The organism is Streptomyces sp. NPDC091289 (assembly GCF_044757365.1).
Taxonomy (GTDB): Bacteria; Actinomycetota; Actinomycetes; order Streptomycetales; family Streptomycetaceae; genus Streptomyces.
In genome coordinates, this window is sequence record NZ_JBIVUT010000002.1 from 176,555 (window position 1) to 197,551 (window position 20,997).

General features: G+C 73.3%; 14 protein-coding genes. 1 reads left to right on the plus strand and 13 read right to left on the minus strand.

Features of this window, described 5'->3' with window-relative positions; genetic code table 11:
• Positions 1-157: 157 nt before the first annotated feature.
• The 6 genes from ACIQPT_RS02910 to ACIQPT_RS02935 form a co-directional block, all read right to left on the minus strand.
• A complete protein-coding gene (locus tag ACIQPT_RS02910) occupies positions 158-2,404 on the minus strand; it encodes a hypothetical protein (RefSeq protein WP_401151994.1) in 2,247 nt (748 codons plus the stop codon).
• Positions 2,405-2,497: 93 nt separating this feature from the next.
• The gene (locus ACIQPT_RS02915; protein ID WP_401151997.1) at positions 2,498-3,034 is read right to left on the minus strand and encodes a hypothetical protein; all 537 of its coding nucleotides are present in this window, start codon (positions 3,032-3,034) and stop codon (positions 2,498-2,500) included.
• A gap of 154 nt (positions 3,035-3,188) precedes the next feature.
• On the minus strand, positions 3,189-5,795 hold the full coding sequence (locus ACIQPT_RS02920) for a SpoIIE family protein phosphatase (RefSeq protein WP_401152000.1): 2,607 nt from the start codon (positions 5,793-5,795) through the stop codon (positions 3,189-3,191).
• A 96-nt stretch (positions 5,796-5,891) separates the two neighbouring features.
• A complete protein-coding gene (locus ACIQPT_RS02925) occupies positions 5,892-6,521 on the minus strand; it encodes an alpha-ketoglutarate-dependent dioxygenase AlkB (RefSeq protein ID WP_401152002.1) in 630 nt (209 codons plus the stop codon).
• Positions 6,522-6,560: 39 nt separating this feature from the next.
• Positions 6,561-8,138, minus strand: coding sequence for a GMC family oxidoreductase (locus ACIQPT_RS02930; protein WP_401152004.1), 1,578 nt, complete (start codon positions 8,136-8,138; stop codon positions 6,561-6,563).
• Between the two features lie 80 nt (positions 8,139-8,218).
• A complete protein-coding gene (locus ACIQPT_RS02935; protein ID WP_401152006.1) occupies positions 8,219-9,688 on the minus strand; it encodes an aldehyde dehydrogenase family protein in 1,470 nt (489 codons plus the stop codon).
• A 366-nt stretch (positions 9,689-10,054) separates the two neighbouring features.
• On the opposite strand from ACIQPT_RS02935, the gene ACIQPT_RS02940 reads away from it, so the two are divergent.
• Entirely contained in the window at positions 10,055-11,272 is a 1,218-nt protein-coding gene (locus ACIQPT_RS02940; RefSeq protein ID WP_401152009.1) for an FAD-dependent monooxygenase, read from the plus strand.
• A gap of 45 nt (positions 11,273-11,317) precedes the next feature.
• Here the strand turns inward: ACIQPT_RS02940 and ACIQPT_RS02945 are convergent, their stop codons facing one another.
• The 7 genes from ACIQPT_RS02945 to ACIQPT_RS02975 form a co-directional block, all read right to left on the minus strand.
• The gene (locus ACIQPT_RS02945; protein WP_401152011.1) at positions 11,318-12,052 is read right to left on the minus strand and encodes an ABC transporter ATP-binding protein; all 735 of its coding nucleotides are present in this window, start codon (positions 12,050-12,052) and stop codon (positions 11,318-11,320) included.
• Between the two features lie 10 nt (positions 12,053-12,062).
• Positions 12,063-12,914, minus strand: a complete 852-nt coding sequence (locus ACIQPT_RS02950; RefSeq protein WP_401152014.1) for an ABC transporter ATP-binding protein — start codon at positions 12,912-12,914, stop codon at positions 12,063-12,065.
• Positions 12,911-15,028, minus strand: a complete 2,118-nt coding sequence (locus ACIQPT_RS02955) for a branched-chain amino acid ABC transporter permease (protein ID WP_401152017.1) — start codon at positions 15,026-15,028, stop codon at positions 12,911-12,913. Before ACIQPT_RS02955 ends, ACIQPT_RS02950 begins: the two co-directional genes overlap by 4 nt.
• Before the next feature lies 1 nt (position 15,029).
• Positions 15,030-16,235 carry an ABC transporter substrate-binding protein gene (locus tag ACIQPT_RS02960; RefSeq protein WP_401152019.1) on the minus strand — a complete coding sequence of 402 codons (1,206 nt, stop codon included), beginning with the start codon at positions 16,233-16,235 and terminating at the stop codon, positions 15,030-15,032.
• 73 nt (positions 16,236-16,308) lie between these two features.
• Entirely contained in the window at positions 16,309-16,713 is a 405-nt protein-coding gene (locus ACIQPT_RS02965; RefSeq protein ID WP_401152021.1) for a roadblock/LC7 domain-containing protein, read from the minus strand.
• The gene (locus ACIQPT_RS02970; RefSeq protein ID WP_401152024.1) at positions 16,710-19,169 is read right to left on the minus strand and encodes a nitrate- and nitrite sensing domain-containing protein; all 2,460 of its coding nucleotides are present in this window, start codon (positions 19,167-19,169) and stop codon (positions 16,710-16,712) included. Before ACIQPT_RS02970 ends, ACIQPT_RS02965 begins: the two co-directional genes overlap by 4 nt.
• A gap of 348 nt (positions 19,170-19,517) precedes the next feature.
• Positions 19,518-20,960, minus strand: a complete 1,443-nt coding sequence (locus ACIQPT_RS02975) for an aminopeptidase P family protein (RefSeq protein ID WP_401152027.1) — start codon at positions 20,958-20,960, stop codon at positions 19,518-19,520.
• Positions 20,961-20,997: the final 37 nt, after the last annotated feature.

Here is a 20,997-nt window from a genome sequence, read left to right on the forward strand (position 1 = left end):
GCCGGTGGCGACGCGCGGCCCGCGGTGGCCCAGGCTCCGGTGCGCCGCCCCGGGAACGTGCGAACCCCCTGGCGGGCGTGTGCCCGGCCAGGGGGTTCGCACGATCCCCGCCGTGTCCGGGCGGGGCGGTGAGGGTCGCTGCGGGGTTGCTACGGAGTCAGAACGCGCCCTCCGTGCGCCTCCTCGCACGCCGGTGGACCAGCAGCCCGGCGCCAACGAGCGCCGCTGCTGCGAGAGTTACCGACATCACAGTGGCCCCGGTGGCGGCCAGGCTGCCGCCGCCGGATGTGGGGGTGGCACCGGTGCCGCCCGCGACGCCACCGCCGACGGCGGAGCCGGATCCGCCGACCGCGGAGCCGGAGCCGGAGCCGGAGCCGCCGGCCGTACCGGTGGAGCCGGAGCCGCCGCTCGACTGCGTACCGCTGTCACCGCCGCCACCTGTTGAGTCGTCACCTCCCGTGTTGCCACCGCCGTTCGAGGCATCTCCGGTGCCGCCGGTGTCGCCGGTGTCGCCGCCCGTGTCCCCGCCGCCCGTGGCCGCGCCGACGGAGAGTGTCACGGCGGTGGTCCGGGTGGTGCCGACGTCGTTGCGGAACTCGGCGCGGTAGCGGTAGCCGTCCTGTGCCGTCCGCGCGGTGAACACGAGGGCGGGCCCGTCCGCGCCCTCGACGTCCTTCCAGGTCTGCGAGTCGTCGGTGCTGACCTGCCACCGGACCGTGGGCTCCGGGGTGCCCTCCGCCTCGGCGGTGAGGGTGACCTCCTCGCCGTCCTTCGCCGTGACGTCGGCGGGCGCGCGGGTCACCAGGGGCGAGACCTGCCGGACCAGTTTGGTGATCTTCCCCTCGGCGGGGCTGGTCACGAAGACCGTGGCGCCGCCCAGCTCGACGGCGAGCGAGGCCGCGCCGGACTGCGAGTGGTTGCCGGGCAGCGACACGTCCTTCGCGGCCACGGCGAAGTCCTCGCTGCCGTACACGGTCAGCGTGCCGTTGTTGTCGTTGGCCGGGTCGGAGAGGTTTCCGCCGTCCTGCCAGACGACGAAGGCCAGGCCGCTCCGCGGGTCGAACGCGGCGTCGCGGGCCAGGTCCTCGCCGACGAGCGTCCTGACCAGCGTGCCCGCGGCGTCGAAGACCAGCACGGACCGGTTGACCCCGACCCACACCGCGCCGGTGGCCGGGTCGGTCTCGGTGAATCCGGCCGTCCCCTGCGCACCGGGCAGCTCGAAGGAGCCGGTGACCTCGAACGACGCGAGGTCGACCCGGTGCAGTTTCCCGGCCGCGAAGTCGCTGTACCAGAGCGCGCCCCGCTCGGGATCGGCGGCGAACTGCGTGCCGCCCGGCAGGGTGAGACTCCGGGTGGCCTCGCCGGTCGCCCGCTCGATCTCGGAGAGCTTCGCGCCCTGGGCGACCAGCACCGTCTCCGGAGTCGTACCGGGGGCGATGTCGGTGATCGTGGACCCGGCGAGCCAGACGCCCGAGGCCGCCTCGTCACCCGCCTTGGCGCTCCCGACGCCCCGCAGCGGGTAGTTGTAGACGACGCCGTCGCCCGGCAGCGGCCCCGAGATGCGGGCGGCCGTCGAGGCGCGCAGCTCGCCGGTGGAGCCGGGAGCCAGGCTGACCCAGCTCTCGGGCGTCCCGTCCTCGGGGTTCAGCACATACAGCCCGCGCTCGTCGACGTCGGCCGTGTCGGGGAGGTTGTCCGCCCCGACGTACAGCTTCTTCGATTCGGGGTGCAGCAGCAGGTCCAGCGGCTTGCCGGCCGAGGTGAAGTCGGCGGCGGCCTGGTAGGAGACGGTCCCCGCGGGCACGTCGACGCCCTCGCCGCCCGGTTCGCCGGGCTCCTGGCCCGCGAAGGCGACGGGTATGCGGACGTCCTGCGCACGGTCGCCGGCCGCGCGGTGGTCGGCGCGGGTGACGACGGAGCAGGACACCTCGGCGCAGTCGAGGCCGTCGCCCTTCGCGGTGACCTCGATCTCCACGTCGAACGTTCCGCCGGGCCCGAAGGCCAGCGCGAGATCGCCCTCGTACGGGTCGCCCGGGGGCACGATCCACTGCGAGGTCTTCGAACCGCCGCTCATGTCCGCGCCGCCGAGGCAGGGGGAGGGCACCCGGTTGTCGCCGTTGTCCTTGCAGAGGGCGACGTAGATGCCGGTGGTGAGCCCGTACCCCTCGCCGGTGACCCGGACCTTCTCCCCGGCCGGGTCGAGTCCGGTGGTGGCCGAGACCGTGAGCTTCTGTCCCTGCGGACCGGTGGCGGTCCTCGGGGTGCCGGCGTCGGCGCTGACCGCCGCGCCCGCGGGGATCGCCGCGAGCAGCAGGGCGGCGACGGCGGCCGTACCCGCCCGGCGTCTCAGTGTGCCGCGGCCGCTCGGCGGGGTGCCGGGAGCGGTGCCCGGAGTGGATGTCATGTGATTCCTCGTCACGACGCGTGGGAGCCCGGCCCCGGCACGAGCTGCCGGGACCGGGCGAATGGCTGGGCTGCTGAACGGAGTTGCGTGGTGCTACACGAAGTCGATGGGAGCGTGGACGTCGTACGCGCGGTTGTTGGTGTCGGTGTGGTCGGCGCGGGTCACGACGGCGCACTCGACGGTGTCGCCGCAGACGTTGCCGCCGCCGAGATCGGCCTTGACGTGTATCTGGACGCTGAAGGTGCCGCCCGCGCCGAAGGGCGAGGTGTTGGGGAGGCCGCCGCCCAGGTCGGACACCCAGTGCGAGGCGCCGGTGGTGCCGGACTCGTCCTGGCCGCCGAGACACGGCGAGGGCTTGTTGTCGCCCTGCGCCCCGTCCACCACGCACAGGCTCACGTACACACCCCGGGCGGTGTTGTAACCGCTGCCGGTGACGGTGATGTTCGCGCCCCCGGCGGCCGCGGTGTCGGGCGCGGTGAGCGACAGGTTGTAGGTGGTACCCCCGTCGGTGACCGTACGGGTACCGGTCGCGGCGGCGGCGGGGGAGGCGAAGGTCACGGCCAGCGCGGCGGCGGCGAACGCGGCGAGGCCCGTGCGGGCGACGGTACGGGTGGAGGGAACAGCACTCATGAGATGAGCACCTTTCTCGGCATCGGTAACCAGAACCACGGACACCCAGTCGACTTAGGTAAGGCACACCTAAGTCGATGTCTGTTGGGTTGTCAACAAAGTGGCCGGTCCCGGCCGCAGGGCGGTGGGAGTCAGCCGGATCCGGCCGGAACGGTCAGCCGGATCCGGCGGGAGGGAGGGCCTGCTCGGTCCAGATGGTCTTCCCGGTCGGGGTGTACCGCGTGCCCCACCGCTGGACGAGCTGCGCCACGATGAACAGGCCGCGCCCGCCCTCGTCGTCCTCCGCGCTGTGCCGCAGATGCGGAGAGGTGTGGCCGGTGTCCGCGACCTCGCACACCAGGGTGCGGTCCCGGATGAGGCGCAGTCCCAGGGGCCCGCCCCCGTACCGGACCGCGTTGGTGACCAGCTCGCTCACGACCAGCTCGGTCGCGAACGACAGCTCCTCCAGGCCCCAGGCCGTCAGTTGCCCGGTGGCCAGCTCGCGGGCCCGGCCCACCGACACCGGTTCGGCGGTCAGCTCCCAGTCGGCCACCCGTTCCGCGTCCAGCTCGCGGGTGCGGACCAGGAGCAGGGCCGTGTCGTCGGCGCTGGTGCCGCCGGGCACCAGCTCGGACACCGCCCGGTCGCACAGCTCCTCCAACGACGCGGAACGGTCCCCGAGCACCCGGCCCAGCGCGTCGAGGCCCTGGCCGATGTCGTGGTCCCGGGCCTCGACCAGACCGTCGGTGAACAGCGCCAGCAGGCTGTCCACCGGCAGGTCGATCTCCATCGACTCGAACGGCAGACCGCCCAGCCCCAGCGGCGGCCCGGCGGGCAGGTCCGGGAACGACACCCGGCCGCCGGGATCGACGATCGCCGGCGGCAGATGCCCGGCCCGGGCCATGACGCAGCGCCGGGAGACCGGGTCGTAGACCGCGTACAGACAGGTCGCCCCGGTGGTCACGTCGTACGTCTCGACGGCCCCGCCGTGGACGTCCGACCGCTCCTCCGCGGGCTGCCCCACCAGGTCGTCCAGCCGGGTCAGCAGCTCGTCGGGGGCCATGTCGAGCTGGGCGAAGGCCCGGACGGAGGTGCGGAGCCGGCCCATGGTGGCGGCCGCCTGGAGCCCGTGCCCGACCACGTCCCCCACGACGAGCCCGACCCGGGTCCCGGACAGCGGGATCACGTCGAACCAGTCCCCGCCGACGCCGGTCACATCGTCCGCCGGCAGATAGCGGTAGGCGGTCTCGACCGCGGACTGCGGCGGCAGGTGATGGGGCAGCAACTGCCGCTGGAGGGCGAGGGAAGCGGTGCGCTCGCGGGTGTAGCGGCGCGCGTTGTCGATGCAGACCGCGGCCCGGGCCGCCAGCTCGTCGGCCAGGGCGACCTCGCCGTTGTCGAACGTGTTCGCCCTGTCGGGGGCGAGCGCCCGGGCCGGGGCTTCGGGGCCCACGCCGCGGTCGAAGGTGACGAGCCCGAGGATGCCGCCCCCGGCCCGCAGCGGGACGACGAGGGCGCCCTCGTCGAGCACGAGCCCGCCGGAGGAGAGGCTGCGGTGCTGCGGGGAGCCGGGCGGATAGACGACCGGCGGATACGGCCCCCGGGGCCCGCCGGGGTTCCCGGAGCCCTGAGCCGTCACGGGGAGGCCCACTCCGGGGGTGTCCGCACCCGGCGGACCGGTCTCCGGGAGGCCGGGGTCCGGGGCGCGGGCCCCCGGTTCCGAGCGTTCCGCGACCCGCAGCAGGGACATGTCCGCCGGGCTGCCCACCGCCGCCGTCTCCCCGGTCACCGCCGCCCGGGTCACATCCACCCGGACGGTGGTGGCGAAGTCCGGCACGGCGACCTCGGCGATCTCCTCGGCGGTGGTGGCCACGTCCAGGACCGTGCCGATCCTGCGGCCCGCCTCGACGAGGAGGGTCAGCCGCTCCTGGACCCGGTAGCGGTCGGTGATGTCGAAGGCGTCCTCGCACACGCCGAACACATGCCCGTGGGCGTCCTCCAGCCGGTAGTAGGCGCAGGACCACAGGTGGTCACGCCCCGGGTCGCTGGGCGGCTGCCCCCGGAAGTGCAGGTCGAGGATCGGCTCCCCGGTGTCGAGCACCTGGTGCATGACGCCGTCGAGCGTCTGTGGGTAGCCGGGGTTGACGAAGGTGCCCCCGGAATACAGCTCGTCGGCCCGCTTGCCCCGGAACGCGGCCAGTGGCTGCCCGATCTCCCGTTCGAAAGCGGTGTTGCTCCAGGTCAGCCGCAGGTCGGTGTCGTAGATGGCCAGGCCGACGGGCGACTTGGTGGCCACCCCCTGGAGCAGGGCGAGCCGCGACTCCCAGTCCCGCAGCGCCCCCACCTCGGCCGCCACCAGGATCCGGTCCGGAGCGCCCGGCGCCGCGCCGTCCGCGCTCCCGCCCGGCAGCGGGCAGGTCGCCGTCGCCACCAGCAGCTCGCGGCCGTCCCGGGCGCGGGCCAGGTGGATCGCGTTGCCGACGAGGGACGGCGGCCCGAGGCCGGGACCCGTGGTTCCGGCGGCACCGGCTGCTCCGCCCGGTACGCCGGCCGGAGCTGCGCCCGGTACTCCGGCCGGGGGAGTGCCGCCTACCGGGTGGACCGAGAGGAACGCGCTCAGGGGCCGCCCCAGGACATCGGCGGGACGGTAGCCGAGGAGCTCGGCGGCCGCGGGGCTCCAGCCGATGACGGTGCTCTCGGCGTCCAGGACCACCGTGGCCGCCCTGGTGATGTCCAGGGGGCCACGGAAATCGGCGCTCTCCGCCGCACTCGCCGCGCTCACGGCGCGACCCCGGCCCGGTTCATTACCCTCAGAATCCGCCCTGCCCGGGACCGGCACAACCGCGGTGACCCGGGCCGGGCCCGCCGGGCATCGGGGTCAGCGCACCCCGTCGGGCCGGAACTGCACGCTGACGCGCGGCCCGACGCCCCGCGCGGTCTTGGGGATCGCGTGCTCCCAGGTGCGCTGGCAACTGCCGCCCATGACGATCAGGTCGCCGTGGCCGAGCGGCCTGCGGACGGGGGCGGGGCCGGGGCGGCGCGGCCGCAGCGCGAGGTGCCGGGGAGCGCCCAGCGAGAGGATCGCGACCATGGTGTCCTCGGTGCTTCCCCGGCCGATGGTGTCCCCGTGCCAGGCGACCCCGTCCCGCCCGTCCCGGTAGAAGCACAGCCCCGCCGTGGTGAACGGTTCGCCCAGCTCGGCCGCGTAATGCTCGCCGAGCTCGGTACGGGCGGCCTCCAGGGCCGGATGCGGCAGGGGATCGTGGCGGCCGAAGAAGGCCAGCAGCCGGGGGACGGCCACCACGCGCTCGTACATGACGCGCTGCTCGGCCCGCCAGGCGACGTCGCGTACCAGCGTCTCGAACAGCGTGTCCGCGCCCCGGAGCCACTGCGGCAGTACGTCGATCCAGGCCCCGTGCCCCAGATCGGTACGCCGCAGTCCGCTCAGGGGGCGGGTGCCGACCTCGGTCTCCTGGTCGAAGAGGGAGCTCTGCAGGTGTACGGCCATGGGGAGAGCGTAACGCTATTCGAGCATGTGTACGAATAGTCAGGCGGTGACGGGGAGAGGGCCTTCCTTGATCAGATCGGCGCACTTCTCGCCGATCATCATCGTGGTGATGCACGGATTGACCGTCGGCAGGAACGGCATGACGGACGCGTCGGCCACCCGCAGCCCCCGGACCCCCTTGACCCGCAGCTGCGGGTCGAGCGGCGAATCCACGTCCTCCACCGGGCCCATCCGGACGGTCCCGGCCGGGTGGTACACGGTGTTGTGCGTCTCACGGATGTAGTCGAACAGCTCCGCGTCCGTGGTCGTGCCGGGCCCCGGAGCCAGTTCCGTACCCACCCAGTCCGCCATCCGGGGCTGCGCCGCGATCTCCCGCGCCAGCCGCAGCCCGTACGTCATCACCCGTACGTCGTGCTCGTCGGTGAAGTAGCGCGGATCGACCCGGGGCTTGTCCCGGAAGTCCCGGGTCCGCAGCCGCACCGTGCCCCGGGACCGGGCGCGGGTGACGTTCGGGGTCAGGCAGAACGCGTTGTCCGAGGTCGGGTAGCCGCGCCGGTAGGTGTTCAGGTCGAACGGCACCGAGCCGTAGTGGAACATCAGGTCCGGCCGGTCGAGCCCCGGCTCGGTGTCCGCGAAGATCCCGATCTCCCACCACTGGGTGGAGGTGGTGACCATGGGCCGCTTCGCCTCCCACATGATCACGCCCTCCGGGTGGTCCTGGAGGTGCGAGCCGACCCCGGGGGAGTCCACCCGTACGTCCACCCCGGTGTCCCGCAGATGCCCGGCCGGGCCGATGCCGGACAGCATCAGGAGCTTCGGGGAGTCGATCGCGCCGCAGGAGACGATCACCTCGCGCCGCGCGTGCACCGCCCCGCTGTGGACGGTGTCGGGCTCCAGGTACTCCACCCCGGAGCACCGGTCCCCGTCGAACAGCAGCCGCTTCGCCTGGAGCCCCGTCCGTACCTCCAGGTTGGGCCGCTTTCCCAGCACCGGGTGCAGATACGACACCGAGGCCGAGGAACGGGTGCCGTCCTCGCGGGCGTTGATCTGGAACCAGTGCGCGCCCCGGATCACCGTGGAGCCCGTGTTGAACGGCACGGTGGGGATGCCCGCCGCCGCGCAGGCCTCCAGCAGAGCCGTACCGCACGGGTCGCGGGGCGGCACGGTCCGGATGGTGACCGGACCGGAGCGGCCGTGGTGGTCGCCGGGCGCGTCGTTCGTCTCCAGCCGCTGGTAGAGCGGGAAGCAGTCCGCCGCGCTCCACCCGGTGCAGCCCAGCGCGCCCCACTCGTCGAGGTCCTCGGCGGGGGCCCAGAAGGCGATGCACGAGTTGTGCGAGGAGCAGCCGCCGAGCACCTTGGCGCGGGCGTGCCGCATGAAGCTGTTGCCGCTCTCCTGCGGCTCCACCGGATAGTCCCAGTCGTAACCGGACTCCAGCAGCGCCATCCACCGCTCCAGCCGCAGGATGCTGTCGTCCCCGACATCCGAGGGACCCGCCTCCAGTACGCAGACGGTGACGGAGGGATCCTCGGTGAGCCGGGCGGCGATGACCGCACCGGCCGTACCGCCGCCGACGACGACGTAATCGAACACGGGTGCAGGGCTTGATGCGGGCATCGGGTCTCCAGAATTCGACCGGCCGACGGGAACGGGGGAGGAGCGGTGGGGCGTCCCGGGCCCCGTACCGCTGTCCGGATTCACTCGAACCACCGCTGGGGAACCGCCGCGACATTGCGCCAGATGTGCTTGGCCTCCTGATACTCCGCGAGACCGGCCGGACCCAGCTCGCGGCCGAAGCCGGACTGCTTCATGCCGCCCCACTCCGCCTGCGGTACGTAGGGGTGGAAGTCGTTGATCCACACGGTGCCCGCGCGCAGCCGCGAGGCCACCCGGTGGGCGCGCCCGCCGTCCTGCGTCCAGACCGCCCCCGCCAGCCCGTACACGGTGTCGTTGGCCAGCCGGACCGCGTCGTCCTCGTCCCGGAACCGCTCGACCGTGAGCACCGGACCGAACGACTCGTCCCGCACCACGGACATCGAGGTGGCGCACTCGTCCAGCACGGTGGGCAGGTAGTAGAAGCCGCCCGCCAGCGCCGGATCGTCGGGCCGCGCGCCCCCGCAGCGCAGCACCGCGCCCTCGGCGATGCCCTCGGCCACATACGCCTCGACCTTGTCCCGGTGCGCGGCGGAGATCAGCGGCCCGCTGCGCGCGTCCTCGTCGAACGGCCCGCCGAGCCTGATCCGGCGGGCCCGCGCCACCAGCTCGTCGGTGAACCGGTCGTGCAGCTCGTCCTGTACGAGGAGCCGCGCCCCGGCGGAGCAGACCTGCCCCGCGTGCAGGAAGACCGCCGTCAGCGCGTAGTCGACGGCGGTGTCGAAGTCGGCGTCGGCGAAGACGATGTTGGGATTCTTGCCGCCCAGCTCCAGGGCGACCTTCTTCACGGTGGGCGCGGCGGCGGCCATGATGCGCCGCCCGGTGACGAGCCCCCCGGTGAACGACACCATGTCCACGCGCGGATCCTCGGTCAGCGGTGCGCCCACGACACCCCCCGCCCCGAGCACCAGATTGGCCACCCCGTCCGGCAGCCCGGCCTCGGCCAGCAGCCCCATGAGCAGGATGGCGGTGTGCGGGGTCAGCTCACTCGGCTTGAGGACGAACGTGTTGCCGGCCGCGAGCGCCGGGCCGACCTTCCAGGCGGTCTGGAGCAGCGGATAGTTCCATGGCGTGATGAGCGTGCACACTCCGACGGGCTCGTGGACGATACGGCTGTCCGTGTCCGCGTTCCCGGTGTCGACGACCCGGTCGGTGCCCCCGGCGCCGGCGAGGCTGCCGAAGTACCGGAAGCAGTTCGCGATGTCGTCCATGTCGTAGGCGCTCTCGACCAGCCGCTTCCCCGTGTCCAGCGACTCGGCCCGCGCGAAGACGTCCTTGTCCCGCTCCAGCAGCTCCGCCACCCGCAGCAGCAACCGCCCCCGCTCGGCGGCGGGCGTCCCCGGCCAGGCCCCGTGGTCGAAGGCCCGCCGGGCCGCGGCGACGGCAGCGGCGGCGTCCTCGGCCCCGCCCTCGTCGACCGTGGCCACCAGCGTGCCGTCGGCCGGACAGCGGATCTCCCGCGTCCGCCCCTCGGCGGCAGCGGTCCACTGGCCATCGATGAACAGCTCCGGCATGGGTTCCTCCTGTACGGGGCTGGGGCGGACGCCCCGCCGGATGCGGGCCCCGGCGGTGACCGGCTCCCAGCGTGGCGACGTCAGCACAGACAGTAAGGGGGGCCGGTCGGGTACGCAGCGCGGGCGGGGCCGACCGGAGCACACGGTGGCGGGGGCCGGGAGCCGAGGGGCGCACCCGTTCGCCGCCGGATGCCCTGGCCCACAGGCCGGGCGCTCCTCCTCGATAGGATCCCGTCCGGGCCCTGACCGCAGGTCACGGGCCGGTCAACAGGCCCTGATACAGGGTGATTTCGCCCGGTCGCGCCGTCGCGGCAACAGCGTGCGACGCAACGGCGACCGGTACACCGAGTGAGTGGAGCGCCAGTCATGCGTGGAGGCAGCATCGCCGTGGTCGGCGGCAGCATAGCGGGGTGTGCCGCGGCCCTGGCCGCGTCGCGCGGGGGAGCCGAAAGGGTCACCGTCCTCGAGCGTGCCGATGCCCGGCTCCGTGACCGAGGGGTGGGGATCGCCCTCCACAGCGACCGGTACGACGAGCTGCGGGAAGCCGGGTACGTCGCGCCGGAGATGCCGTGGGCGCCGCTGACCCGGCGGGTGTGGAGCGTACGGGACGGCGAGGCCGAGCACGGCAGGGCCGTCGGCGAGCAGCCGTTCCCCTTCCGCGCCTACAGCTGGGGCTCCCTGTGGAGCGAGCTGCGCCGCCGGGTGCCCGAGGGGGTCTCCTACCGGTCCGGGGCGGTGGTCGCCGGGGTGGAGCCGGACGCCGACGGGGTGACGCTCCGGCTCGCGGACGGGCAGCGGGAGCACTTCGACGTCGTGATCGGGGCGGACGGATACCGCTCCGTCGTCCGCGAGGCCATGTTCCCCGGCGCGGACGCCACGTACGCCGGATACATCGGCTGGCGCGGCACGTCGCCGGACGTCGCGGACCTCCCGTCGGACGGCGAGGACGCGCACAACATCGTCTTCCCCGGCGGCCATTGCATGATCTACCGCATCCCGGACGGCGTGGGCGGGCACCTGCTCAACTGGGTGCTCTACACCGCGCCTCCGCGGACGGACGGCCTCCACCCCGACCTCCGGACGCCCACCTCCCTCCCGCCGGGCCGGCTCAACTCCGAGCTCACCGCGCGTCTGCGGGCCCTGGTCGCCGACAACTTCCCGCCGTACTGGGCCGCCAGGGTGCTCCGGACCCCCGCCGAGACCACCTTCATCCAGCCCATCTACGACCTGGAGGTGCCGCACTACACCTCGGGCCGGATGGTGCTCGTCGGCGACGCCGCCAGCGTCGCCCGGCCGCACATCGGTGGCGGCAGCGTGAAGGCGCTCCAGGACGCCACCGCCCTGGAGGCCGCCTGGAAGGCCGGGAGCAGCTGGAAGGAGGTCCTGGAGCGTTACGACGCCGGGCGCGGGCCCGTCGGGTCCGCCATGGTCGCGCTCGCCCGCCGGATGGGCGGCGCGCAGGTCGAGAACACACCGGACTGGTCCGCCATGGGGCAGCCCGAGTTCGATGCGTGGTGGCAGGACCAGAACAAGGGCTCCGACCGGCGCAGCGGCTTCGGCGGCCACAGCATGAAGGCCGGGTAGGGGGCGGGCAGGGGCCGGGCGCCGCGGATTTTTTCCGCTCGCGCCTCAGGCCGCCGTCGCCGTCGCCGTCAGCTCCAGCGCCGCGTGCAGCGCGGTGGCGTCGGCGCGGGCTTCCTCCCCGGTCATGCGCAGCGTCATCCGCCCCGAGGTGAGCACCGTGAGCGCCCGGGCGGACTCGACGGCCTGCGCCGGGCTGGGGGACACCAGCAGTACGGCGATGCCCTCGTCCGCCAGCGTGGCCACCAACTCGTGTACCTGGCGCACGAGTACGGGCGCGAGTCCCTCGGTCGGCTCGTCGAGCAGCAGCACCCGGGGCGAGCCGAGGAGTGCGCGGGCCAGCGCCAGCATCTGCTGTTCGCCGCCGGACAGATCCGTACCCCGGTTGCCCCGCCGCTCGCCCAGCCGGGGCAGCAGTTCCAGAACGCGCGCGGGGGTCCACACGCTGGGGCGCGTCGTGTCCCCGCGGCGCGGCGGACGGTAGGAGAGCCGCAGATGCTCGTCGACGGTGAGCCCGGCGAACACCCGACGGCCCTGCGGTACGAGCCCGATCCCGGCGCGGGCGATCCGGTGCGCGGGCCGGCCCGTCACATCGCGGCCGTCCAGGGTGACGGTTCCGGCGCTCGGGCGCATCAGCCCGGCGACGGTGTGGACGAGGGTGGTCTTGCCGGCGCCGTTGTGGCCGACGAGGGCGTGGACCGTGCCGGCGGGCACCGACAGGTCGAGGCCGTGGAGGACGGTGCCGCCGTGGTAGCCCGCGGTCAGGCCGGTGAGTTCGAGCATCGGGGGCCGGTCATCCTCTCGCTTCGGTGACGGACGCCGCTTCGGCGGCGGACCGGGCGGGCCCGTGGTACGCGTCGCGGACCTCGGGATGCGCCAGCACTTCCTGGGTCGGGCCGGTGAGCAGCACCTTCCCGGCAGCCAACACCGTTACGGTCGCGGCGAGTTGCGCGACCACCTCGACATGGTGCTCGACCAGGATGACCGCGACGCTTGCCGGCAGACCGCCGAGGATGCCGAGCAGCCGGCCGATGTCGCCGTCGGTCAGTCCGGCCGCGGGTTCGTCCAGGAGCAGCAGCCGGGGGTTGCCCGCCAGCGCGGCGGCGAGGTCGAGCATGCGGCGCTGCCCGTGCGAGAGCGTGGCGGCCGGCCGATGGGCGAGGTCCGCGAGGCCGACGGTCTCCAGATGACGGCCCGCGGACTCGGTGTGCAGCCGGTAGCGGGACGGGCGGCGCCAGGCCCCGCGGCGCTTCGGGTGGTGCGGCCAGCCGGCCAGGACGATGTTGTCCAGCACCGACAACTCGGCTATCACCGACGGCTGCTGGAAGCTGCGGGCGATGCCGAGACGGCTCCGCCTGGCCGTGGACGTACGGGTGATGTCGGTGCCGTCCAGGACGATCGTGCCGTGGTCGGGCCGGTCCGTGCCCGCGATGAGGTTGAGCAGGGTGGTCTTGCCCGCGCCGTTGGGGCCGATGACGGCGTGCCGGGCGCCCGCCGGGAGCCGCAGGCCGACGTCGTCGACGGCGGTGAGCGTGCCGTATCTGCGGGTGAGCCGGGTGAGGTCCAGGACGGGGGGCGTCGCCTCCGGTGCCGATGCCGGTGCCGATGCCGGTTCCGGGGCCGCGGGGGTCGGTGCGGGTGTCATGGGGAGACCTTCCCGGTGGGGGCCGAGGCGGGAGCGGGCGGCGGATGATCCTCGCTCCGGGGAGCGTCGGAGGACGGCCCGCCCCCGCCGCCGGATCCGCCGCCGCGCAGACCCGCCAGCCCGCGCGGCAGCAGGTACACGGTGGCGACGAACAGCACGCCGAGCAGCAGCGGACCGTGGCCGGGCCAGGAACCGGCGACCCAGTCCCGGGTGGCGACGATGAGCCCGGCGCCCAGCAGCGCCCCGACCACGGACGTCGTACCGCCGATGACCACCGCCAGCAGGGCGAACGCGGCGATCTCGAACCCGACGTCGGCGGGGGAGAGGTACTGCTGGACGGTCACCATCAGCGAACCGCCCACACCGGCCAGCGCGCCCGCGCAGACATGGGCCACCAGCAGGTACCGCCCCACCGGATGGCCGGAGGCGCGCATCCGCGCCTCCGCGCCCCGGGTGCCGGTCAGCAGCTTCCCCGCCGGGGAGCGCAGGACGAGCAGGGTGACAGCGACGGCGACGGCGGCGACGACGAGCGCGTAGGTGTAGAGCTCGCTCTCCTCCAGCATCCCCTCCCCGCCCCACAGCGCCTGCGTGGCCGGGAAACCGACGAGACCGTCGGCGCCGCCGGTGACGGACTTGAGCTGGTTGACGACCGCCCCGGTCAGCTCGCCGACGGCGAGCGTGATCATCAGGACGGTGGTGCCGCGGGCCCGGATCACCGCGGGCCCCACCACCGCGGCGAAGACCGCGGCGGCGAGCGCCGAGAGGACGATCTGGACGGGGCCCACGGTCCAGCCCGCGTCCGCGAGGTTCGCGGTGGCGTACGCGCCCACGGCGAACGGAGCGGTCTGCCCGAGGGTGGGCAGTCCGGCGTAGCCGGTGAGGATGGTGACGCTGACCGCGAGCAGCCCGAGGGCCAGTGCGGAGCCGGCCAGCGAGATGCTGTACGCGTCGAGCAGGGCCGGCAGGGCGATCAGCACCACGAGCAGGACGAGCAGCGGAGCCGCCTGCCGCCACGCGGACCCGCCCGGCAGCCGGCCGGTCCACGCCGGCAGGAGGCTCCTGCCCGCGCGGGGCACGGCGACGGCCCGGTCCGCATCCGGCGCCCCGCCCACCTTGACGGCCCCCGACACCTCCGCTGCCGGTCCCGGTCCCGTTCGCGCCGCCCCGCGCGGCCGGCGTCGCAGGCGGCCGGCGAGGTGGCTCCGGAGCCGGGCGACCGGATCCGGAGCAGGGCCCTCGGGGCCGTGCGCCGTCGCCGGTTCCGCGAAGCGGGAGCGCAGCACCAGCACCGCGGCCATCGCGGCGAAGAGCAGATACGGCGCCAGCTCGGGCGCCACCGAGACGCCCAGCGTCTGCACCTCGCCCACGGCGATCGCCGCGAAGAAGGTCGCCCACAGCGAGCGCAGCCCGCCGAGCACGACCACCACGAGCGACAGCATCAGCACGGTCTCGGACGTACCGGGCCCGGGGCCGATGATCGGCGCCCCGAGCACGCCCGCCGCCCCGGCCAGCGCACCCGCCGCCGCGAGGACGCCGGTGTGCACCGCCCGGGGACTGTGGCCGGTGGCCGCGAGCATCTGCGGATCGTCGGCGGCGGCCCGTACCGCCGCACCCATCCGGGTCCGGGTCAGCACCCAGGTCCCGAACGCCGCGAGCAGCACGGCCATCACGATGAAGCAGAGCCGGTAGGCGGGGTAGCGGTGCCCCAGCAGCGTCACCGAGGAGTCGAGCGCCTCGGGTACGCGTACGGGTAGTTCGTCCGCCCCGAAGAACTGGATGAGCAGATCCCCGCCGATCAGGGCGAGCCCGAACGTCAGCAGTGCCTGCGCCAGATGCCCACGCCGGGCGAGCGGAGCCGTCGCTGCGGACAGCCCCGCCCCGGCGACGCACGCCGCCGCGGTCCCGGCGGCCAGCCCGAGGGCGAGCCCGCCCCAGGTCCCGTCGCTCAGCTCGGCCCCCGTATAGGCGCCGATCGCGTACAGCGTGCCGTGCGACAGATTCAGCACACCCGCCGTGCCGAAGGCGAGACTCAGACCGGCGGCGACCACGAACAGCAGCAGCCCGAAGGCCACTCCGTCCACCGCCGGAATGAGGTGGGCATCCAGAAGATCCATGTCAGCTGCCGAGCGTCGCCAGGTCCTGGACCATGACGTTGGCCAACTGGGAGCCGTCCGGCCGCACCTGGCGCAGGTACCACGTCTGCACCGGCGAGTGCGCCTTGTCGCCGAACTCCCAGGCGCCGCGCGGGCTGTCGATCTGGCCGAGACCCGCGATGGCCTTGTTGATGGTCTGCGACGTCACGTCGCCGTCCTTCGCCGCGTCGGCGATCGCCTTGTCCAGCACGGCGGCCGCGTCGTACGACGCCATCGCGTAGGTGGTGGGCTGGGTGTCGTGCTCCGCCGTCCAGTCGGCGGCGAACGTACGGTTCGCCTCGTTGTCGAGGTCGGCCGCGTAGTTCAGGACGGAGTAGATGTCCTTCGCCGCGGGGCCCTGGGCCTGGAGAACGCTGCCCTCGGTGACGAAGGCCGTGTACAGCGGCAGATCGGCGATGTCCGACTGGGCGTACTGCTTGGCGAAGTCGATCGCGGCCTTGCCGGCGTAGAAGCAGTACACCGCCTTGGCGTCCGTCTTGGCGATCTCCGCGAAGTACGGCATGAAGTTGGTCGTCTTCGGGAACGGCGTCCAGGTGGTCTTGCCGTCCGGATTGGCGAGCTTGCCCTTCACCCGCTTGAACTCGTCGGTGAATCCGCGCAGTTCGTCGTGACCGCCCTGGTAGTCGGGGCCGATCGCGTAGACCGGCCCGTCGACCTTCTCCTTGATGTACGGGGCGATGGCCTTGCCCGGTTCGTCGGAGAGGAAGCTCGTCGTCCAGACGTACTCGATGTCCTTGACCGGAGGCCGGGCGTTCGACCCCAGGAAGGGGATCTTGGCCTGCTGGATCAACGGCAGCACCGCGTTGACCGAGCCGCCGCCGACGAGCCCCGTCAACACGTCGACCTTGTCCTTCTTGACCAGCTTGGTGGCCGCGGGCACGGCGGTCGGCGGGCCGTCGCCCTCGTCCGCCACGATGAGCTCGACCTTGCGGCCGCCCAGCTTGTTGTCGTGGGTGTCCAGATACAGCTTGAAGCCGTCCCGCAGCTCCGTGCCGACCGGCTCGTAGGTGCCCGACAGGGAGGCCACGAGACCGATCTTCACGGTGTCGTCGCCGGCGCCGCTGTCGCCGCTGCACCCGGTGACGGCCGCCAGGCCGAGGGCGAGGACGGCAGCGCCGGCCGGCCGGAATCTGCTGCGGCAGGGACGGGACGGTGCGAAGAAGAACATGAGGGCTCTCATCAGGGGTGGAGGGGAGGAACGGGGATGGCGGGAGCGCCGGCCGGTGCGGCCGGGCCGGGGATCAGCGCGGCGGCTGCGGGATCGAGTCGCGGACCTGGGGGGACAGCGAGTCGCCGACCTGGTTGATCAGTTCGGACATCATGTAGCTGACCTCACCGATGTCCGCGTCCCTGGTGGTGGTCACGAGCAGCGAGGCGCCGCTGGAGACGGCCATCGAGAACATGTAGCCGCCCTCCATCGCGGTGAGGCTGTGCTCCACGGGGTCGGTGTTGGTCAACTGGGCGGCTGCGGACAGCAGGTTGACGACGCCGGACGCGATGGCGGCCAGCCGCTCGGCGTCGTCGCGTTCCACGCCGGTGTATGCCAGCGCGAGTCCGTCCACGGACACGGCTATCGCCTGGGTGACTTCGGGGAGGCGCCCGGCGAAATCGCTCAGGATCCAGCTCAGGTCGGAGGAGGTGGTCATTTCTCGGTCCGTTCGGTGTTGTCGTCCGGGGCGGAACGCCCCCGGTGGTTCGTGCTCCGGTTGATCCCCTGGGCGTAGGCCGCCAGCACGTCGGAGACCTGCCGGGAGTCCCGGCGGCGGGGCGACGGCCGCGGGGCACCGGCGCCGGGGCGCTGTTCGGCGCCGTCCCGCTTGCCCGCGGCGGGCCACTGCTGAGGTGCTCTGCGCTGCCGCAGGGGCAGCCCTGACGAACTGACCCCGGCGACCTGCGGCGCGGGCTCGTCGTGCACGGGATGCGGCGCGGGCGCGCTGTCGAGCCCCCGCTCACGCTCACGCCCCCGCTCACGTTCATGTTCATGTACGGGAGCGGGTGCAGGTGCGGGTGCCGGTGCGGTGTCGTGCCCCCGCTCACGCGTGCCGACCTCCGCACCGACCCGGGCGCTCCCGCGCTCGGGCCGCGCGCCCGATCCGGCCGGCTGCAGGCGGCCCCCCGGCCCCGGCGGGGTGATCGGCCGGGGCGCCTCGTAGCCGACATCGTTGCCGACCGCGTCGGCGGGCCCGCCCGGCCGCGGCTGCCCCTGGTCCTCCCGCAGGTTCAACGCCAGCACCTTCGCGGGCAGCGTGACCTCGGCGATGGTGCCGGGGCCCGAGGAGTCGCGCAGTTCGACCACGATGCCGTGGCGTGCGGCGAGCCGCGCCACCACATGCAGACCCATGGACCGTACGTCGCCGATGCCCGCCTGCGGTTCGAGCAGCGCGGCGTTGTGGACCGCGCGGCGTTCCGCCGTGATGCCCACTCCCTCGTCGACGATCTGCACGACGGCCCGGTCCCACAGCCGCCAGACGGCGACCCCGACCTGCTTGTCCGGGGGCGAGTACCGGGTCGCGTTGTCGAGCAGTTCCGCCAGGATGTGCGCCACGTCGTGCACGGCGCGGGCGGTGATGCCGATCCCCGCCTCGATCACGCCGAGCGAGACGCGGTCGAACCGCTCGATCTGCTGGGCGGCGGCCACGATGACGGTGGAGCACCCGACGTCGGCGGAGCGCACCCGGGCGTTTCCGTAACCACCCAGCACCAGAAGGTTGTTGGTGTTGCGCTCCATGCGGACGGCGAGGTGGTCGAGAGCGAAGAGGGTCTTCATCCGTACGGGGTCGGCCTCGTCGCGCTGCACGGTGTCCAGCTCGGACACCATGACGGCGGTCAACCGGGCTCCCCGGCGGGCGACACCGACCAGCGTCTCGGCCAACTGCTCGTGAACATACGCCTGTTGAGCGGCGAGCCGGACGGCCTCGTGGTGGACGGCGTTGAACGCCTCACCGACCTCGCCGATCTCGTCCTCGCCCGTGGTCCTGACCGGGTCGCCGGTCCGCCGGGCCACCTCCTCGGGCGTCGCGCCGCGCAGTGCGCCGGGCTGGGACAGCTCGCTCATCACGGCGGGCAGCCCGGAGTGGGCGACCTCGTGCGCGGCGTTGCGCAGATCGCGCAGCCGCCGGATCATGACGCGCCCCAGGCGGATCGCGACGACGACGACGCCGACCAGGGTCAGCACCACCAGGGCGACCTCCGCGCCGGCCGTCCACATGAGCGTCGTACGGACGTCGGAGACCTCGGCGAGGACAGCGGCGTCGACCCGCTTCTCCACCGAACGCAGTAGCTCCTGGCGGTCGTTGGCGGCCTTCTGCCATGCCTCCGGCGTGACCGTGATGCTCTTGCCGGCGTCCGTGCGTCCGATCTCGTCCTCGAGTCGTCGGGCCTCCAGCGCCTTCGCCCCGGAGAGGGTGCGCTCCAGCCAGGTCCGCCATTCGCCCGGCCCGAGGTCGAACATGACGCCGACCGACCTGGTGTAACCCATCCGGCCGGCGTCGAAGGTCCGCTGCGAGGCGGTGGTGAAACCGCCCGCGGCCTGTGCCCTCGCCACGGTGACCTGCTGTTGGGCGGTGTGCTCGGCGGCCTCGGTCAGGGCGGCGGCGGCGCGGATCCGATCCGCGATGTCGGCGTCGACGCCGTCGGCCTGCGCGATGCCGTCGCGGTAGCTGTTGAGGTCGGCGATCACGATCCGATAGCCGAAGGCGAGGGCGGAGACGGTGCTGCTGCCCGAGCGCACCTGGGCGCGCAGCCCGGGCATCTCCTCGATGAAGCGCTCGATCCGGTCCAGGGCGCCCTGTGCGCTGCCGGGTACGGAGGAGAGCCCCTTGGTCCGGGCGCGGAACCCGGCGATGCTCTCGTCGGTGGCCTTGGCGCGTAACCGGAACGCTTCCGCGTCTCCCTGTTCGGAGATCAGAGCGGTGGCCGCCGCCCGCTCACGCTGCAATCGGTGGGCCAACTCGCTCGCTCCGTCGGCGGCGTCGACCATCGAGGTCAGCCGGTCGGCCTGGAGCGCCTGGTTCGTCGCGGGTGCGAGGGCGAGAACCGAGAAGGCGACGGCCACGGTGAGCGGTGCGGTGACGAGAAGTACGAGGCGACGATTGATTTTCACTGCGCGGCTCCGTCGCCGGAACCGGGCTCGAATATCGGTGACACGCGGATACCTGTTAACGGGTTGTGGGGGGTGTCGGTGAGGGCGTGCTGCTATGGGAAACGATGCTGGTGGGGCAGAAGAGGCCCCAGGGGCGCGCGGCATGATCCTATGCCGTAGTGCGCCCCTCCGGATGGGTGAATCTCCGAAAAATCTGCGCACCGATCGCACAGAGGTGATCTGGCCTCGATCACAAGTGCACGGAAAGCGACGGTTATTGAGCGAGCGTGACGAGGGCGGCCACCGACTGCATGTGGGCGGCCGCCCTGTGCGCACCGGGGCCCCGGGAGCCCCGGGACCCCGGATTCGTCACCGCAGCGCCTCCATCCACGCCTCGACCTCGTCCGCACCGCGCGGCAGGCCCGACGACAGACACTCCGCACCGTCGGCCGTGATGACGAAGTCGTCCTCGATCCGCACGCCGATACCGCGCAGCTCCTCGGGGATCGTCAGGTCGTCGGGCTGGAAGTACAGCCCGGGCTCGACGGTGAGCACATGGCCCTCCTCCAGCACGCCGCCAACGTACGTCTCGCTGCGGGCGGCCGCGCAGTCGTGGCAGTCCAGGCCGAGCATGTGGCCCGTACCGCAGACCGTGTACCGGCGGTACAGGTCGGCCTCGTGCGGGATCGACCCGCCACCGGGCCGCAGGCCCCAGGTGTCGAGCCCCTCGGCGATGACGCGCGTCGCGGCGTCGTGGAAGGCGCCGTACGGAGCACCGGGCCGCAGGGCGGCGATGCCCGCCGACTGGGCGGCGAACACCAGCTCGTACACGCGGCGTTGGACATCCGTGAAGCGTCCGCCGACCGGCAGCGTCCGGGTGACGTCCCCGGTGTAGAACGAGTCGGCCTCGACGCCCGCGTCCAGCAGGAGCAGCTCCCCTTCCCGGACCGGGCCGTCGTTGTGCATCCAGTGCAGTACACACGCGTGCGCGCCGGCCGCCGCGATGGTCTCGAACCCCAGGCCGTAACCCTCCAGCCGGGCCCGCCGGTTGAAGGTGCCCTCCACCCAGCGCTCGCCCCGGGCGAGGCGGGTGGCGTGGGGCAGTTCGCCGACGACGTCGTGGAAGCCGGCGACCGTGTGCCCCACGGCGGCGCGGAGTTGCTCGATCTCCCACTCGTCCTTGACCAGGCGCAACTCCGACAGAAAGGCGAGCAGTTCGGCGTCGGCCGGTGCGGACGGCGGGACCAGTGCGTCGATGAGCGCGTCCTCGCCGCGCACCACCCGGGTCGGGACGGTGCCGCCGAGCGCCCGCTCCACGCCGTCCCGGGCGACCGCCTCGATACCGAGGGCGTCGGCGGTCTCCCGGAGTGTCCGGCGCCGGCCGACCCAGAACTCACCGTGCTGCCGGTCGCTGTAGAACTCCGCCCCGGACGGACCGGCGTCGCGCGGTGACCGCGGCCGGGTGAACAGGGTGACCTCGTGCCCGCTGCCGGTGGGCTCGAAGACGAGCACGCTGTCCGGCACCGCCGACGTCCCCTGCTCGGCGGTGAGATGGATGAACGCGGAATGCGGCCGGAAGACGTAGTCGAAGTCGTTGCTGCGGGTCTTCAGCCCGCCCGCCGGGACGACGATCCGCTCGCCGGGGAACCGCTCGGACACCGCCGCACGCCGCTTGGCCGCACACGCGGCCCCGGAGACGGGCGGAAGTCGCCTCTCCGTGTCCGCCCACCCCTGCCGAAAGACCTCGGCCACGGCGGCCGACGCCTGACGATCGTGACTCCGCGCTCCGCGAGTGCCGTCCTGCTGTTCCATCACATCCATCACATACCTTCCCGTCGTCCGGTGGTCC